We start from the raw sequence: 17,584 nt of genomic DNA, 5'->3' as shown, positions 1-17,584 counted from the left end.
AATTGACATATTCCTTTAAGACAAGACACCCTGTATGAGTGATTCTGGAAGCTCTTGTTCAAAGGCGCGTTGATAAAATTCTGCGACAGTGGGACGTTCAAGTTCATCACATTTATTGAGAAAGGTTAACCGGAAGGCAAGGCCAACATCTTGAAAAATTGTGGTGTTTTCTGCCCAAGTAATAACAGTCCGCGGGCTCATGACTGTTGAAAGGTCCCCATTAATAAAGGCTTGGCGAACCATATCAGCAACGTGAACCATTTGTGAAATTGTCTTTTTTCCCTCAGCCGTTTGAAAAGATTTGACCTTTGAACAAACAATATCAACCTCTTTATCATGGGGTAAATAATTGAGTATCGTAACAATAGACCAGCGGTCCATTTGAGCTTGATTGATCTGTTGGGTGCCATGATAAAGCCCTGTTGTATCGCCAAGACCAATGGTATTGGCTGTTGCAAAAAGACGAAATGCTGGATGAGGAGAGATAACACGGCTTTGATCAAGTAAGCTTAGTTTTCCAGAAGTTTCAAGAACACGTTGGATGACGAACATAACATCGGGACGCCCCGCATCATATTCATCGAAAACAAGAGCAATATTATTTTGATAAGCCCACGGCAAAATACCCTCTTTAAATTCAGTGATTTGCAAGCCATCTTTTAAAACGATAGCATCTTTTCCTACAAGATCGATACGGCTTACATGACTATCGAGATTAATGCGAAGACAAGGCCAGTTAAGACGGGCTGCAACTTGTTCGATATGTGTTGATTTCCCTGTTCCGTGATAGCCGGAAATCATTACTCGGCGGTTAAAGGTAAAGCCTGCGAGAATCGCTAAAGTTGTTTGCGTATCAAAAAGATAATCGGGATCGATATCCGGAACATGGGGGCTTTTTGTGCTAAAAGCAGGGATTTTCATATCTGTTTCAATATGAAATAGATCGCGAGCGCAAAGTGTAATATCGGGCAAATTTTCAACGGTAAGATTTGTCATGATGTTTCTGGAAGGGAAAGGACGCTATTTATCTCATGAGAAAACGATACAAGAGTTAGAGCATTTATGCAATGCTCTATAACGAGAACCTTAGAGAAGAAGAAAGATCGTTTTCACGTATTCTATACTATTTTACAAAAAAATATTCTATGCAAAGAGTAATGGTCTCAATGAGAATGGATTCATATAAGCGTGCGTTTTTAGCACAAACCAGATTTTTTGAGCAAATTATAAGCATGCAAAACATCGCGAAAGCGCTCTTCTGAAGCGCGATTACCCCCATTGGAATCAGGATGGTGTTTTTTTACCAACTCTTTATATTTCATTTTGATATCTTCTGCTGAAGCATTTGCTTGTAATCCCAGTGTATCAAAAGCTTTTGCTTCTAAGGGCTTTAATTTTCGTGAGAAATTATTTTTTGAATGCCGCTCAGTAAAAAGTGTAAAAGGATCACGCATACGATTTTGATAGGTCGCTGTTCCAGAGCGAATCTTTGCATAGTTAGAGGCTGTTTTTTTCGATGTACCATTGCTAAGATCTGTCGGCCACGTTGGGCGGTGTCCTGTGATAGCATCCTTTTGGAATTTTGCGATATCTTGATTGCTAAGACCAGAGAAGTAATTAAAATTCTTATTATAAGCACGCACATGCTCAATACAAAAATGTAGATATTGTCCTTCGTGATTTCGACCTGCGGGCGCCCTATGAGTTCCTGTCTTTTCACAGCCTTCCCACTGACACTGTTGCGCCTCTGGCTCAGATTTTTGTTTTTTATTTGAGCTTATGCGAATTGAATCGAATAATTTAGATGTGATTGTCATATTCTTGATTTTATGCAAAATTGATTAATTTTACAAGAATTGACTTTTGAAAAATTTGTTTTCACATTGAATTTGATGATGAAAAAGGTGTATTTTTGCACTTTTATTTTGTTAAGGAATGAAAAATGTCTATAGAAACAATAATCAAGAGAAAGCTTCAAGATGCTTTTCATCCCCAAAAACTTAAAGTGATTAACGAGAGTCATCTTCATGAGGGGCACCCGCATAATGAACATGCTTTTGATGGTAAAGGAGAAACACATTTTCGAGTGAAAATTTTATCTTCTTCTTTTTCTAATATGACGCGCGTAGAAATTCATCGAGCGATTTATCAAGTTTTACAAGAAGAGCTGGCTACTTGTGTCCATGCTTTGGCACTTGAGGTTGAAAAACTTTAATTTTTGTGATGAGACGTTTTTAAGAACGAGGATGGGCTTTTTGATAAATTTCCAACAAACGATCTGTATCGACATGGGTATAGGTTTGTGTGGTGGAGAGACTAGCGTGCCCAAGAAGCTCTTGAATTGTTCGCAAATCTCCCCCCCGTGATAAAAGATGGGTGGCAAAAGAATGGCGTAGTGTATGAGGGGTGGCCGTTTCTGGTAACCCGAGACTTGTCCGTAAGTTGCGGACAGTTTTCTGAATAATAGCGGGCTGTAAGGGCCCCCCTCGTGCACCACGAAAGAGAGGTTGTTTTTCTATTAAAGGATATGGGCAACATTTGAGATAATTTTGGACAGCTTCGTAAACAATTTTAATAAGAGGAACAAGGCGTGTTTTTCCCCCTTTTCCTGTTATGAATAAACTTGTTTGTTCCGGATTAGAAAATTGTTCTGGGGTGAGGCTTAAGGCTTCAGATATTCGCATTCCACAGCCATAGAGAAGCATAAGGACAGCCGCATTACGAGCGTTAATCCAAAGTTCGTTTTCCAGCTGATTTTCTTGTTTAACGACGTGGAGGGCCGATTTTATCGCTAAAGGCTTTGGGAGCGATTTTGGATGTTTGGGGCTTTTGATCAGTTGAGCCGCCGGAATATTGACGATTCCTTCGCGAGATAGGTATTTGAAAAAAGAACGAATGCCCGCTATACCGCGGCTTAAAGAGCGTGCACTGACATTGTTTGTACGCCGATAAGCAAGATAAGCACGCAAGTCACTGACGCGTAAATGAGCAAGATCTTTAAGGGTTGGGGCTTTATTGAAGTGTTGACAGAGAAAAGACAAAAATTGCCGCGTATCACGCTCATAGGCTTGCGCTGTTTGTGCGGACATACGACGTGTTTTTACGAGACACTCTAACCAGTTTTTCCTTGCGGTTAAAACCGCATGGTCTGCTGGAATAAGCGGACTATTTTCATCTTTTCTCTTATCATTTTTTATAGGCATTATTTAGTTGAGGGTTTCTTTCTTTTTAGATTTTTCATCGCTAGAGTAAGTATTCTTTTTTTCGGATTGCTCTTCACGATTGATAAGTTGCTTTTCACCTTTGAGAGAGAGTATTTTTAAAAGATTATGCGTTGACATCAAATGCGCAAAAATTAATCCTAAAAAACCATTTTTATGAAGCTTGGCAAGTTGGCTTGCTGAGAGTTTATTCAAATTTTCTTCGTCAACAACCCAAAAATTTTCTAATTGTGCTGAGAGACCTTGATCATTTTTCACATTGATTGATTTTTGACTGAGAAGATCCATTTCCACAAGAGCATCAATAAATTCAGAGGTTTTCTCCATAGCGATTTTAAAACTTTCAAGAAAACGAATACGTTCTTCCATAAAAGGAGAAATAGAGCCATCGGAATTAAAAAGTTCTGTTCCTGAAACTTCATTAAACATTCCAGACTGCTGATCAAAGCAAACAGAAAGTTCTTTTTCATTGCTAATTTGTGCCAAAACAAAAGGGTAGCGGCGGACAAAAGCTGGAACATAAGTATTGTTTTTCCAACTTTTATCAGAGGTGATATAGTCATTTTCATCGTTAGAAAGACCAACAAGAGCGGCGGATGTATAGTGCCGCTTTTTTTGTTCATCTTCTGCGCACATAAACAAAATAGGATAGTCTAGTGCCGCTTGAAAATATTCAGTACTTGCTAAGGGAACCCAGTGCGTATCTTTAGCAAAAGACATATCACTTGGCGGCGCAAATTTTAGACTTTTATGGGAAACTTTGTTGATGGGTGTGACATCTTTGTAAAATAGCATAATATTTGCCATAAGACTTTCTCCTTTATTAATTTGTTTTTGTTACCAAGAAAGGTCTTTTGGGAAGATTGTTTCATATGGCAACAAGATTGAATAGAAATGATTAAGATTGAAGGTTCATTTTTGAGAGATAATGTTTTTGCATGAAGTATAATAAAGAAAAGCTTAAAAATAAAGTCTATCTTGCCATTATTGGTATGCCCCATGGTATACGAGGAGATGTTTTTGTTAAAATTTTAAGTGCCAAGCCACAGCGTTTCAAGTCTTATGTGACCCTTTATGATGATATGGGGCGTTCTTATGAAATTGTAACTCTTCGCACACAAAAAAATAATGCAATTGTCCATTTTAAAGGAATAGAAGATCGTAATGCTGCTCAGTCTTTAAAAGGGATTCGTCTTTATGTAATGCGTGATCAATTGATTGATGATTTGATGGAGGATGAGTTTTATCAAGTTGATTTAATAGGGTTGCATGTTCAAGAATGTGGGGGAAAAATCTTGGGTGAAGTGTGTGGTTTTTATAATTTCGGAGCTGGTGATTTGCTTGAAATACGTTTGAATACAAGCAAGAGAGTGCTGATTCCCTTTAGTAAGGTGGCGGTACCAGAAATTTGTATCGATTCTGGTTTTCTTATTGTTAATCCCATAGCTGCTGGCCTTAGCGATGAGGAAGAAAATGATCTATAAGGAAATGGCTTAAATTTAAAAATACAAGGTGAAGGTAAAAAATAACCACTGAATTTCATCAATAATAAAGTGGAAAATATAAAAAAATACGCTTTTGAGAAGATGTGATAGCATTTTATTTCGAGATATTCCCAAATTTTTAGAGGGGGCGTGCAAGTGATGGTTTGTATTTTAAAGTGTAAGTATTGAAGAGAGGGATCGTATCGAATAGGGCTGCAGTGAGCAGATAAGAAGAGATCTACATTTAACGCTATAGCGTTATAAGATCTGGTTTGCGCTATTTTTGCTAAAAGTCTGTTTAAGAATTTGGCTAAAAGTTTGTTGAATAAAATGAGGATGAAAAATAAAAATGAAGTTTCAGGCACGTGTTTTAACTCTTTATCCTGAAATGTTTCCTGGTTTTTTAGGGTATTCTTTAGCAGGGCAAGCTTTAGAACGCGGAGTTTGGTCACTGGAGACAGTGCAGATTAGAGATTTTGCTTTGGATAAACACCATAGCGTTGATGATACACCCGCTGGTGGGGGGGCTGGTATGGTGATGCGGGCCGATGTATTGGCAGCTGCGCTTGATCATTGTCCACAGGATTCGCCAAGATTATTGATGAGTCCACGGGGGCGCCCTTTTGATCAAGCTTATGCGCGTCGTTTGGCTGATGATCCAGGCATAACATTGGTTTGTGGACGTTTTGAAGGCGTTGATGAGCGTATCATAGAAGCACGGGAATTAGAAGAGGTTTCTATTGGTGATTATATTCTTTCAGGGGGTGAAACCGCTGCACTGGTTATTTTAGATGCTATTATACGTCTTCTCCCTGGTGTGATGGGCAATAAAGCTTCTGCAAAGTGTGAAAGTTTTGAAAATGGTTTACTGGAATATCCGCAATACACGCGCCCTTCTCTTTTCGAAGGACGAGAGATTCCGTCTGTGTTAACCTCAGGTCATCACAAAGCGATTGCAGATTGGCGTCAAAGCCAAGCCGAGTTGTTAACACGTCAACGCCGCCCTGATCTTTATGCGCGTTATGATAAAAATCGTCAGAAAACTTGATTCATAGGATAAGGTGGTGTATTGCATGGTTCTCTTTGATTGAGAGAGTTTTTAATAAAAGGTTTTCTGTGATTCCAAAATTAAAATGAAGGAATGGTGTATTCGCTCCTGTGTAAGGCATAGCCTAAAGAGCATCTTATTCGTAGTACAAGGCTTTTTGAGGCAAGAGTTGAGCGCTCTGACTGTTCGATAAAGAACATGAAGGATAAAAAGATGAATATTATCGCACAGCTTGAAGCTGAACAATGTGCAAAAATTGAAGAAAAGCGCCAATTTCCAGCCTTTCAACCAGGAGATACAGTCCGCGTCATGGTGCGTGTGACGGAAGGTACGCGGACGCGTGTTCAGGCTTATGAAGGGGTTTGCATTGCGCGTTCAGGTGGTGGATTGAATGAAACCTTTACAGTCCGCAAGATTTCTTATGGTGAAGGGGTCGAGCGGGTCTTTCCTGTTTATTCCCCTTTGATTGAAGCTGTTGAGCTGGTGCGCCGTGGTAAAGTGCGTCGGGCAAAGCTCTATTATCTTCGTGGTTTGAGGGGTAAAGCTGCCCGTATTGCTGAAAAGAGAGATTATCGAAAAAAGAGTGAAAATGGTATTGAAAAAGTAGAAACCACCGCTGTAAGCGCAGATGTTGAAACGCAAGTTGCTGAGCAAAAATTGTAGCGGTTAAACTTTATGTAAAAGCGGCTTTTATGCCCTTTCGTGATTCATTTTGCCCTTTAAAAGGCTTGGAGGGGGCATAAAAATGTTTAACCTCTCCAAATTTTTCTCTTTTTTATTCTTAATAATGGGTAAAGTGCAGGATATCATTGTACATATCGTAGGTACTCACACGGAATAAGTATCGTCTGAAAAAATGTCTGTTTATATTTGAGAAAAGATGTTAGATCTTTGACGTGAAGATAAAAGTGTATTAGATTAAGGCGAGTTTGCGGATCATATCCGTAGAGTAATCGGTTTTTTTATGCGTGACCTTTAATCCGTTATTTGAGACAACCGACCTGTGATATCGGTATCTTGAGATGCCAAACAAGTGAAAACGAGATGGTGTATTGAGTCGTTTTGTGCGAACTTTCTCGTTTATTGCGGTTGCAAAAACCAGGTCAGGATATTTTATGACAGAGACAATTAGGATAAAAGAGCGCCCTCGTTCCCCTCATATAAGTATTTATCGTTGGACAATTACGATGGCCATGTCCATTGCGCACCGCATTACGGGTATGGCCCTTTATGTTGGAACGGCTTTTCTTGCTGTTTGGTTAATTGCTATTGCGTGTGGAGAGGAGACATTTAGAACAGTTCACGAGATTTATAGTTCTTGGTTTGGATTGTGTATTTTGTTTCTTTATACTTTGGCAGGGGTTCATCACATGGTTGGTGGTGTTCGCCACATTGTTTGGGATTTAAAGCCTTGCCTTTTGGCGAAAGAAAAGGCAACAGTTACTGCTTGGGCGACAGTGTTTATTTCTCTCATTGTTACTTTTGCAATTTGGATTATTGGATATACCGTTGTGTAACTGGGGGTGAAAAGAGATATGGAAAAAGATTTTCGAACGGAACTTGGTAAAGTACGGGGGCGTGGGAGTGCTCATGAAGGAACAGAACATTTTTGGCGAGAGCGTTTGACAGGGTTTATCAATCTACCGCTTTTGATATTTTTTATTGTGCTTATTCTTTCACTTGTGGGAAAGGACTATAGTATTGTGCGTGCAAGACTCGCACATCCTATTGTTGCTATTTTGATGGGGTTGATGACTCTTTCAGTCCTTTATCATATGAAACTTGGTATGCAGGTAGTGATTGAAGATTATATTCCACGTGAAGGTTTCCGGTTATTCTTTTTGGTATTAAATATTTTATTTTGTTTTTTCATAGGCGGTGTCATTATTTTTTCTCTTTTGAAAATTGCATTAGGGGGGTAAACAAATATGGCGGGTACAAGATCATCTTTGAGCACTAAAGCAGGTAATACTCCTTATCGCACTGTAGATCATAAATTTGATGTCGTTGTTGTTGGGGCAGGTGGAGCAGGATTACGTGCAACATTGGGTATGGCAGAACAGGGATTAAAGACAGCTTGTATCACAAAAGTATTTCCAACGCGCTCACACACGGTCGCAGCACAAGGGGGAATTGCCGCATCGCTTTCAAATATGGGACCCGACAATTGGCAATGGCATTTATATGATACCGTGAAAGGTTCTGATTGGTTGGGGGATACCGATGCAATGGAATATTTGGTGCGTAATGCACCTGCTGCTGTGTATGAATTAGAACATTATGGCGTTCCTTTTTCACGGACACAAGAAGGAAAAATTTATCAACGTCCTTTTGGTGGACATACGACACAATTTGGTGAAGGCCCCCCTGTTCAACGGACTTGTGCAGCCGCTGATCGTACAGGCCATGCTATTTTGCATACGCTTTATGGACAAAGCTTAAAGCATAACGCGCAATTTTTTATTGAATATTTTGCTCTCGATCTTATCATGACAGATGGGGTGTGTACGGGGGTTGTGGCATGGAATCTCGATGATGGTACCATACACCGTTTTTCTGCCAAAATGGTGGTTCTTGCAACCGGTGGTTATGGACGTGCTTATTTTTCTGCGACATCGGCCCATACTTGTACGGGTGATGGGGGTGGAATGATCGCACGGGCTGGATTGCCACTTCAGGATATGGAATTTGTGCAATTCCATCCGACAGGAATTTATGGCTCTGGTTGTCTCATTACAGAGGGCGCTCGGGGTGAGGGGGGCTATTTAATCAATTCTGAAGGTGAACGCTTTATGGAGCGCTATGCACCTTCCTTTAAGGATTTGGCTTCACGCGATTTGGTTTCACGTTGTATCACGCTGGAAATTCGTGAAGGGCGTGGCGTTGGACCTAAGAAGGATCATATTCATTTGGTTCTCAATCATATTGATCCTGCAATCTTGCACGAGCGTTTACCAGGAATATCAGAATCAGCACGGATATTTGCGGGGGTGGATGTAACAAAAGAACCTATTCCCATCTTGCCAACGGTGCATTATAACATGGGCGGGATTCCTACCAACTACTACGGGGAAGTTCTCAACCCAACAGCTGATTCGCCTGATCAAATTCAACCAGGATTAATGGCGGTAGGAGAAGCAGGATGTGCTTCTGTCCATGGTGCTAACCGCTTGGGATCAAATTCATTGATTGATCTTGTGGTGTTTGGGCGTGCTGCTGCCATTCGTGCGGGTGAAGTGATTGATCGAAATGCTGAAATTCCACCTTTGAATGAAGAAGCGGTTGACCAAATTATGGCGCGTTTTGATCGTTTGCGTTTTGCGCAAGGAGCCATACCAACAGCCGTGTTGCGTGAAAAAATGCAACGCACGATGCAAGAAGATGCTGCTGTCTTCCGTACAGAAGATTCTTTGCAACAGGGTTGTCAACGGATGAATAAAATCTGGGGGGAATTGTCTGATCTTAAAGTTACAGATCGTTCTCTGATATGGAATTCTGATTTGGTTGAAACATTAGAGCTTGAAAATCTTATGGCGAATGCAATCATGACTGTTCATTCTGCACAAGCACGTTTAGAAAGCCGTGGTGCTCACGCTCGTGAAGATTATCCAGAGCGTGATGATAAAAATTGGCGAAAACATACCCTTTCACATTTGTCAAAAGAAGGTAAAGTTACTTTATCCTATCGACCTGTCCATGTGGATCCATTAACATCTGAAGCTGATGGTGGGATCGATTTAAAGCGCATTGCACCTAAAAAACGAGTTTATTAAGGGGAGAATGAAATATGGTACAAATTAAACTTCCCAAAAATTCTCAATTAAAACCGGGTAAGGTTTGGCCTAAACCTGAAGGTGCGACAAAACTAACAGAATTTCACGTGTATCGTTGGTCGCCTGATGATGAAGAAAATCCTCATCTAGATACTTATTATGTGGATCGTTCTGCTTGTGGTCCTATGATTCTTGATGGGCTTTTGTTTATTAAAAACCATATTGACCCAACTTTGACACTTCGCCGATCATGCCGTGAAGGCATCTGTGGTTCATGTGCGATGAATATTGATGGGGCGAATACATTGGCTTGTACCAAAGGTATGGATGATGTAAAACATCCCATTAAGGTCTATCCTTTGCCTTCCATGCCGGTTGTGAAAGATTTGGTTCCTGACTTGAAACGCTTTTATGCACAACATCGAGTTATTGAGCCGTGGTTGCAAACAGTTTCTCCTGAACCTGCAAAAGAGTGGTTACAAAGTCACTCAGACCGCCAGAAAATCGATGGTCTTTATGAGTGTATTTTGTGTGCGTGTTGTCAGACATCATGTCCAAGTTATTGGTGGAATGGTGATCGTTATTTGGGTCCTGCTGTTTTGCTCCAAGCTTATCGCTGGATTGCGGATTCGCGTGATGAGATGTGTGGTGAACGTCTTGATAATTTAGAAGATCCTTTCCGTCTTTATCGCTGTCATACGATTATGAATTGTGCGCAGACTTGTCCAAAGGGATTAAATCCAGCCAAAGCGATTGCTGAAATTAAAAAACTCATGGTTGAACGCCGCCTTTAAAGAATGATCCATTAATGAAAGTAAAGGTCAAAGCCAAAAATGGTATGTACCTTTAAAAACTTAATCTTTAAAAGCACATTAGCCTCTTATGAAGGGGAGGTAGTGACTAGAATCTTTCTAATCGAGTTGCGGCCTTCACGTAAAACAGAGCGCCATTGGTTTGCCACTTCACGGACTTGTTTTAAAGAAACATGTCTCAAAGCGCACCCAATCTCATTTCGCGGCGGTGCCCATGAATTGTATAATGGTAAATCCATTGCGCACCTCCATCTTTATGCTTATGAAGAAGCAAGCCGTCACCATCACACACTTTGCCAGCACGTGGGTTGCGATAAGCCCTTGGCACTCGAGAGCGTTCATAAGAACCATTTTTACTCCTTCCTTATACAAATTTTATCCACACATTCATCCCGCTTTTAACGTGCAAGCGAATGATTTTGATTGATGCAATAAAGAGATTTGAAATGAGAGAATCTTACGATATTCGGGACTCTCATTCAACATACGAAACAGTGAATTATCATTATAAATCAAAATTTTATATAAAAGCGAAGTGCCCCTTAAAAATGAAGTCATTCTTGTAGAAAAAATCCTTGCAATGGTATGAGCTTAAGAAAGTTCATGATTGAATACTATTGTGGAAAATTGATTAATTCATGAACTGTAAAGTGAAACACGGAAAATAATGTTTTTTGTGCTTCTTAAGACTTAATCTCTAAAAGTTTATTGGTTTCTGTAAGATGGTCAACATAATTACTCCTGCCTTAAAAAGGTATGTGTCTTGTGGGTAACATAAATACTTAAAACAGCATTCTATATAAAAACAATATGCCATGTATTTTCATTAAATGCGTATCAAAACTCTTATTTTAATGCATGATTCAATTGATCGTTTTTTATAAAAATTACCTAATCTCGATAGAGTATAACAAATAATACAAACATTATAACGCATGTAAATTATTCAACTGAAATACAAAAGAGTGATGACAGTTCGTAATTTTACGATACGTTTATTATAATATCACAAACACTGCTGATATTTAGTGATTGGGCGCTTTTGATACTATCATCACATATATTTGAAGATCATGTTTACTTTAGGGATTCGATTGTTCGTCGCATTAAAAAATAAAACTTATAGTTCTCAAAATTGGAGAACGTAAAACCACTCTCTATTATTATTGTGATAAATCATATAATTAAAGGGGGAAGTCGTTTAAAACTGTTATAACGTCAAACGATTTAAATTGATTAGAGAGCCCATAAAAGGTTTTTGAGAAAATATCAAATTTATAGGTTTTTCTAAAAGTTTAGAAAACGGTCATAGAGATTTTAGAAATATGGGTTGTGAATGTAAAATAAGCGGTATCTGTAAATTAATTCAAGCCGAATGAACGCGATTATCAAAGATAAGTGTATTTTATTTTTATGAAATTTGTAGGATTTGATTTTGTAGGTTTTTATCCATAAAAAATATAGAGATTTATAAATTTTATTTTTTCTTGCACATATGCTTAAACGAATCTGTTTAAGCAGTGAAGGTGCTTTTTTATTATTCGGTATAAGGGATATTTTTTAACATGAAAGAAAGCTCCCTAAGTATTACCGGTATAATCAGTAATTGTTTGGGTATTTATTCTGTTGTTTGATAAAACACTATCATTTGAGATGTGGTGATTAAACTATTTAGAAAATGAAACCTGCTAGGCAAAGAGATACAGATCGGCGCGGGTGAAGAAATTTTATCCTTTGAGGTAGTGATCGGTAGAGTCTGCTAGCCAATCACGTAAATTAGAACGAAATCCATGTGGACAGCCTTTTAATCGCATTGCTCTTATATATTGTTATATGGAATGCACATTAAGAGGGCTATGTACCGGTTGCAAAAAAAAAGAAATCATTGTGAAAAATCAAGCCTGGGTGTTTCTCACGTTTTTTAAGAGAAGCGCGGCATCGTGTAATACAGAATGCTCCAAAAGAAATATATTTGTGTTGCCAATTGATAGGCTTTTTTAAAGCAAACATTTCTTAATGTTCGTTATCCCCATTTTGCGACGGTGCCCGTGAATGGTGTAACGATAAAGTTTTCATGGAAATAATATAAAACTCTGTAGCGCAGCACTATCTTTACGCTCGTGAAGGGGAAATTGGCACCCATCACACACTTTGTTAGCTCCCAATTGAACCAAGTCCTTAGTGTTTGAAATGGTTCATAAGAGGCATTTCTAGTGCTTTCTTATATAGTTTATCTATGCAGGCCTCCTTGCTTGTAACATGCAAGCAAGTTGTTTTGGTTAATTCAATATAAACAGATTTGGAATGAAATAATACGACAATGTTAAGGTCTTTTATCTAACATGCAAGACAATGAACATTCTTTATAAATCAATGTGATGCGTCTTAAAAAGTGGAATTATCGATTTGTGCTTGTCAAAACTTTCGCTTTTTGAAATCTTGAGAAGAGGGCGGTCATATCTATGGGTAGGATTTGCCTATATGGTTTATGGATATCGTCTTTGAAGGTGGCGATATGAGCCCCACGTGATATGGCTAGAAAAGATTTTTTTAGAGAAATTTGATTGTTTACAAGTTGGTGTAGAATAAGAAGCTTTTCTCGCCCAAGAAGAAATCGATGGGTGACTGTATGTTCTATTCTTAAATAGAATGTGATTTATAGATGTTAAATCAAAAAAGTGTATTTATACGAGTTTCTCTCTATCTGAAGATTATTTGGATAATAAATATCTTTATTGATCACTCAAAATAAGCTTTTGACTTTATGATGATAATTATTGGTGATAATCGGTACCTGTTTCACGAAGCTTTTATTGATAGCGAAATTTATTCTTTTCTTTTTGTTAAAATATTCATTTTTTCTCTTTTGCATAAAATATGCACTTTAAAAAATAAATAGAGAAAATGATTAAAGGTAAAAGTATCGAACCTCCTATGTGATTTTGTTTTCTTGTGAAGTTGTTGTCTGTTTATTTTTTGATTTTTTTATTCATGAAGAGTGTAGAAAATGCATTAGAGAAGCAAAGAGAAAAGGAGGGGATGCCGAATAAAAAAGCCGCAACAACTGGTTACGGCTCTTTTAGTCTGTGTGCCATTACCGAGAGAGCATGCCTTTTAAGTGATTTTTGATTTTGCAAAAATAGGGTCGTAAAAGACTTCAGAAAGTTTCCTATTTTTAAAGAACAATACGACATCAACTGTTGTGTAAAGAACGATCTTTATCATTTCTAGCTCAAGTTGGCGACCAACTTCTGATCTTTTAATCAAGGTGGCACATCGTTCAAATGTCTGCAAAGCACTGTTGGCATGTGTTGTTGTAATCGACCCGGGATGACCCGTGTTGAGTGAATTGAGATATTCCCATGCTTCATTACCTCGCAATTCAGCAAGAAAAATTCGATCAGGTGATTGACGCATACATGCATCTAGGCATTCTTCAGCTGAAACACGCCCCGCATTTTCACCATAAATCATATTTACGTGATTAGGATGATTGGGTAGAAAAAGCTCATGAACATCTTCAATCGTAATAATACGCTCTTCTACAGGGACTTTTTCAATGAGCGAGCGGGCAAATGTTGTTTTACCAGATCCTGTCTTGCCTGCAACGATAATGTTGCGTTTGTTCAGGACACATTCTTTCAAAAATTCAAGAATTTTTCCCTCACGTTTGTGTTGTAAGAGTTTAACTTCAAATGGTTCCAACCGTGTGAAGTCATGCTTCGATAACAAGCTATCGGCTTCTTTTGCTGAAGGCTTATTAAAACTTACATCAAAAACATCATCAAATGCTCCTTCTTCTTTGAGTTCTTCTAACGTCTTAACTATAAGAGAATGTTTACGAATTACAAAGGAAAGAGTCCCATCAACAACAGCTGGCGTTTGTATAATTGTACCACGTTGCCCACCAGGCAAGCGCACATAATTAATACTTCTAGGAGCCATACCGTTATAAACGATAATAGCTGTAATGAGCGTTTGCAAAAAAGCTGTTGTTAACTCTGGTACGCTATGGACTTGCCACCCGTTGAAGCTTTTTGTCCATACTTCACAGGGGCGGCAGATTGATAATTCAGTGATTTTCGGATCTTCCAAGAAATGATCAAGCGGTTGCAGAAGTTGAGAAACTGCTTGATCTTTTTGTATCGGATTAACGTGTGACAAGACTGTAGACATCGCTGAAATCCAGATCACGAGCAACAAAAATATTCACCCGTTCGCCTTGGTTTTTGTAAAGTGTTGGTGTTATATTAATCGAATTTTGAAGAACATCGTTTACTACCAATTCAGCACCATGAGGCCCTTGATGTTGTGCGTTTTCTTTACTGTTTCTATTAACTTTACTTTTTGCCCATTCTCCTAAATCACCGATGATACTTACCATAATTGCGCTACCAAATCGCTCCCAAAAATGCCTATCAACCCAGCCACCGATACCAGCCTGACCAAGAGGGCCTGTACCAGGTGAGTCAAGATTGACAACAACACCAGAAGGTGTTTCAATGCGCGACCATTGCACGAACACACGTGTTTGCCCTTGTTGCATGCCACTTTGATAAAAACCAACGACTTTAGAACCACGATCGAGCAAGACAACACGACCACTTGTAGAATAAACATCACGTGTTAAATGACATGTCGTCATTCCTGGTTGCGATGTGATGATCTTTGTTTCCAATGCACAATCTATTTGCGTCCCTTGCGTAATCAAGAGGTCACGGTTATGAAGTTGCATCGCATGCGATTGACCTAAACGTACAGGTTGGAGATTGTCGAATAATACACCACTATTTTTATCATCACTCGATGCTTTTTTGTTTGTCTCCGTAGATCCTTCACTCCCACCACTGTTAAGACTAGAACTTAACATACGTTTGCGTGCTAATTCTTCAGAATCTTGGAGCATATGTGGAGGAACGGCTGTTTGAAGAAGCCTAGCCAAGGCCGGTGGAATATCTAGGCTTGATTCTTCTGTTTCTGTTGATTCTTTTGATTCTTCTAAAGGTTCTGGCTCTTTTATAATCCTCGGGGTATAGGTTGGTATAATTTTCTGTACCGTTTGTTGCGGTTTCTCTTCCTCAACTTCTAGGGTATCACGCATTTTAAAAGCTTTCCAAGTCAGAGCAATCGGTACCGCTATTATGACAATAAGCCCTACCATTAACAATGCACGGGCCCCTGGAATTCTTGGACGGTACTCAGAACCTAGTTCGGAGTTTCCATAGGCATCTTCAGTATGTTCTTGCTCTATATCGTCCAATTTTCTATTTTTTTCGTCTCCTTCCTTATTATCAAACATTATTTTTCTCCTTTATTGATACGATAAACCACCGAAGACACTGTTCTCGTTGTGTTTGGTATACCATGGGGATCATAGGCTTCATTAAAAACAGCTAGAGCGCGTTTACCAAGTCGTATGAGCCATTTAGGATTAACCCTATGAACGGCGATAATATCATTAGAACTGCCAACAACAGTGCGTGCTATTAAGCTTTCATTTCCTTCAGCATCTACGATATAAACCGATGGCATATCTATGTTAGCAGGAAATTTGAAGTAAGTAATACGTCCATTGTCCCAAGCATTTATCGGAGCAATATCTTGATGACCGCTCATGGTGTAACTAAGATTATAGCCTTTTACACTTTGGTGAAAACCATTTTCGATCGCAAGTCGTTGGCTGTTTTGTTCTGATTTCCTTTGTTCTGATTTCCCATCATATGAATCGGGATAATGGAAAGCTAATTCATATGTTGATCCTGCACGGTCGTTTCGAAATTGTAGTCGGAATTTGTAACTGCGTTTGTCAGTTACAACAATAAGATTGGTATTAGCAAGTTCTGCTTTTGGTTTAATAAAAATATGTCGCCCTTTGTGAGCAAAGGCATAGGCTTCTGAATCGCCAAAGGCATGAGTAATATACTGTTCACCTTCTTCAAGAATAATATGTGTTGCCACACCAAGAACTGTTTCAATTTGAACTACATCGGCTTCGTTATATGTTATATAGCGAATGCGGTGATCATATTGTGAATTTGATGGACTTTTGAGTGCCTGCACAGGTACCGTATAAAAAGAAGAAAATGAAGACAATAGAACAACGAATACAAGTTTTTTCATAACAATCAATCCCTTAATCATTCAACAGTATTTCTGGATCAGAACGGTAACTTGTTACTTGAAAGCCAAGGGGGTTAAGCAATCGATCAGATAATTTCATGGGCGTACCGACATAGGTGTAACCAATTGTTGCAATATGGTGCTGTTTTGGTCCAATAGCAGCACCGTTCTTATCAAGTTGTCGAGTCGTAAAACGTACAGTTGCTTGACCAAGCCCATTGGGCTGGATTGATCGCACTTTAACTGTGATCCGTGCTTTGTTGGAAAGCACTCTATCCCGTGCATTTTCCCCATCATAGATTTTATAATATTCTTGTTGAACAGTTGCTGCACTTAAAAGCGCTGTTGTGTCATAATTCAGTTGAATGGTATCGTAGTCATAAGCTTCACGATTAAGCACATATTGGTTAAGCCAATATCTATCTACAACTTCACCATAGCTTGTTTCATGCTCACGCATGATCGAAACAACATCAACTGCGCCCGTTGTATTATCAACACGCAACACTAAAGGTGTCGGTGCTGGTTGAGAGAAACCAACAACACCACATATCATACCCAATAGGCCCAAAATACCAATAGCACTGGCCACACGCCATGCCATCTTGCGCGATCTTATAAATTCGTCTATGAGATCCCGTTCTAGACCACGGCTTTCTTCGTAATAACTGCTAAGTCGTTCAGCTTTCACTGGTTTTGCTTGTTTTTTTTTCATATTGCTCCTCGCTGAATTTCGGCAGGGATTGTTTTATTAATAGGCACACGGTCCCTATCATTGGGTTGTTTTAGCTTTGGTGCTAATGTACAAGCCGACAAAATGTTTGTAATCAAAATTATAAAAATGATATTTTTCATTTTATACTCCTCTTTAATGCAACCACAATTTGTTCCTCTAGCATTTTTTTATCATTATTTCAATTTTGAATGTAAAATATATTTATTAATTTTCACTTTTATTTTCTTGCATTTCTATTACGGGAAGTGGTGCTACCTGTTCCACCTAATCTCCATAAATGTCCGAATGTAACGCCTTTTGCGAGAGCATTGGCGATACTTGTTATTTTGATCAACAGCACAATAGAGATAATGGACAAGATGAGCGCACCACCCAGCGAATATACCATCG

The 17,584-nt window shown here is 38.9% G+C and carries 17 protein-coding genes and 2 pseudogenes; 8 read left to right on the top strand and 11 right to left on the bottom strand.

Annotated features, from left to right (window positions below):
- Positions 1-15 precede the first annotated feature (15 nt).
- Positions 16-996: a cobaltochelatase subunit CobS gene (gene cobS / locus CEV08_RS03015; RefSeq protein ID WP_100130309.1), complete on the bottom strand. Its 981-nt coding sequence runs from the start codon at positions 994-996 to the stop codon at positions 16-18.
- Positions 997-1,196: 200 nt separating this feature from the next.
- Positions 1,197-1,817: a J domain-containing protein gene (locus tag CEV08_RS03010; protein WP_100130308.1), complete on the bottom strand. Its 621-nt coding sequence runs from the start codon at positions 1,815-1,817 to the stop codon at positions 1,197-1,199.
- A gap of 125 nt (positions 1,818-1,942) precedes the next feature.
- Here CEV08_RS03010 and CEV08_RS03005 point away from each other — a divergent pair, with 125 nt between their 5' ends.
- Entirely contained in the window at positions 1,943-2,215 is a 273-nt protein-coding gene (locus tag CEV08_RS03005) for a BolA family protein (protein ID WP_100130307.1), read from the top strand.
- 19 nt (positions 2,216-2,234) lie between these two features.
- Here the strand turns inward: CEV08_RS03005 and CEV08_RS03000 are convergent, their stop codons facing one another.
- Together CEV08_RS03000 and CEV08_RS02995 are read right to left on the bottom strand one after the other, a co-directional pair.
- Positions 2,235-3,203, bottom strand: a complete 969-nt coding sequence (locus CEV08_RS03000) for a tyrosine recombinase XerC (RefSeq protein ID WP_100130306.1) — start codon at positions 3,201-3,203, stop codon at positions 2,235-2,237.
- A 3-nt stretch (positions 3,204-3,206) separates the two neighbouring features.
- On the bottom strand, positions 3,207-4,028 hold the full coding sequence (locus tag CEV08_RS02995) for a SapC family protein (RefSeq protein WP_100130305.1): 822 nt from the start codon (positions 4,026-4,028) through the stop codon (positions 3,207-3,209).
- Between the two features lie 131 nt (positions 4,029-4,159).
- On the opposite strand from CEV08_RS02995, the gene rimM reads away from it, so the two are divergent.
- From rimM to CEV08_RS02960, 7 genes are all read left to right on the top strand, one after another.
- Positions 4,160-4,705 (top strand): ribosome maturation factor RimM, encoded by a 546-nt coding sequence (rimM, locus tag CEV08_RS02990; protein ID WP_100130304.1) that lies wholly within the window; start codon positions 4,160-4,162, stop codon positions 4,703-4,705.
- A 349-nt stretch (positions 4,706-5,054) separates the two neighbouring features.
- Positions 5,055-5,753, top strand: a complete 699-nt coding sequence (trmD, locus tag CEV08_RS02985; RefSeq protein ID WP_100130303.1) for a tRNA (guanosine(37)-N1)-methyltransferase TrmD — start codon at positions 5,055-5,057, stop codon at positions 5,751-5,753.
- A 213-nt stretch (positions 5,754-5,966) separates the two neighbouring features.
- On the top strand, positions 5,967-6,416 hold the full coding sequence (gene rplS, locus CEV08_RS02980) for a 50S ribosomal protein L19 (RefSeq protein ID WP_100130302.1): 450 nt from the start codon (positions 5,967-5,969) through the stop codon (positions 6,414-6,416).
- Positions 6,417-6,868: 452 nt separating this feature from the next.
- Complete coding sequence (sdhC, locus tag CEV08_RS02975; protein ID WP_100130342.1) at positions 6,869-7,270, top strand: succinate dehydrogenase, cytochrome b556 subunit; 402 nt, start codon at positions 6,869-6,871, stop codon at positions 7,268-7,270.
- An 18-nt stretch (positions 7,271-7,288) separates the two neighbouring features.
- Positions 7,289-7,675, top strand: coding sequence for a succinate dehydrogenase, hydrophobic membrane anchor protein (gene sdhD / locus CEV08_RS02970; RefSeq protein ID WP_100130301.1), 387 nt, complete (start codon positions 7,289-7,291; stop codon positions 7,673-7,675).
- Between the two features lie 6 nt (positions 7,676-7,681).
- The gene (gene sdhA, locus CEV08_RS02965) at positions 7,682-9,526 is read left to right on the top strand and encodes a succinate dehydrogenase flavoprotein subunit (protein WP_100130300.1); all 1,845 of its coding nucleotides are present in this window, start codon (positions 7,682-7,684) and stop codon (positions 9,524-9,526) included.
- A 14-nt stretch (positions 9,527-9,540) separates the two neighbouring features.
- Positions 9,541-10,320 carry a succinate dehydrogenase iron-sulfur subunit gene (locus tag CEV08_RS02960; RefSeq protein WP_100130299.1) on the top strand — a complete coding sequence of 260 codons (780 nt, stop codon included), beginning with the start codon at positions 9,541-9,543 and terminating at the stop codon, positions 10,318-10,320.
- Between the two features lie 113 nt (positions 10,321-10,433).
- On the opposite strand, the pseudogene CEV08_RS02955 reads toward CEV08_RS02960, so the two are convergent.
- The 7 genes and pseudogenes from CEV08_RS02955 to CEV08_RS09655 form a co-directional block, all read right to left on the bottom strand.
- Positions 10,434-10,689, bottom strand: a pseudogene (locus CEV08_RS02955) (Arm DNA-binding domain-containing protein); the annotation flags it as partial.
- Between the two features lie 2,763 nt (positions 10,690-13,452).
- Positions 13,453-14,514 carry a P-type DNA transfer ATPase VirB11 gene (virB11, locus tag CEV08_RS02950; RefSeq protein WP_100130298.1) on the bottom strand — a complete coding sequence of 354 codons (1,062 nt, stop codon included), beginning with the start codon at positions 14,512-14,514 and terminating at the stop codon, positions 13,453-13,455.
- Positions 14,489-15,637: a type IV secretion system protein VirB10 gene (virB10, locus tag CEV08_RS02945; RefSeq protein ID WP_100130297.1), complete on the bottom strand. Its 1,149-nt coding sequence runs from the start codon at positions 15,635-15,637 to the stop codon at positions 14,489-14,491. Before virB10 ends, virB11 begins: the two co-directional genes overlap by 26 nt.
- Positions 15,637-16,458 carry a P-type conjugative transfer protein VirB9 gene (gene virB9 / locus CEV08_RS02940; RefSeq protein WP_100130296.1) on the bottom strand — a complete coding sequence of 274 codons (822 nt, stop codon included), beginning with the start codon at positions 16,456-16,458 and terminating at the stop codon, positions 15,637-15,639. The genes virB10 and virB9 overlap by 1 nt, the downstream gene beginning before the upstream one ends.
- A 13-nt stretch (positions 16,459-16,471) precedes the next feature.
- Positions 16,472-17,173: a virB8 family protein gene (locus CEV08_RS02935; RefSeq protein ID WP_100130295.1), complete on the bottom strand. Its 702-nt coding sequence runs from the start codon at positions 17,171-17,173 to the stop codon at positions 16,472-16,474.
- Complete coding sequence (locus tag CEV08_RS02930; protein WP_100130294.1) at positions 17,170-17,313, bottom strand: TrwH protein; 144 nt, start codon at positions 17,311-17,313, stop codon at positions 17,170-17,172. Before CEV08_RS02930 ends, CEV08_RS02935 begins: the two co-directional genes overlap by 4 nt.
- A gap of 98 nt (positions 17,314-17,411) precedes the next feature.
- Positions 17,412-17,584: pseudogene (locus tag CEV08_RS09655) on the bottom strand (trwi protein); the annotation flags it as partial.

The sequence above is a fragment of the Bartonella tribocorum genome, assembly GCF_002778015.1.
Taxonomy (GTDB): Bacteria; Pseudomonadota; Alphaproteobacteria; order Rhizobiales; family Rhizobiaceae; genus Bartonella; species Bartonella tribocorum_B.
This window is presented reverse-complemented; position numbering and strand designations above follow the sequence as displayed.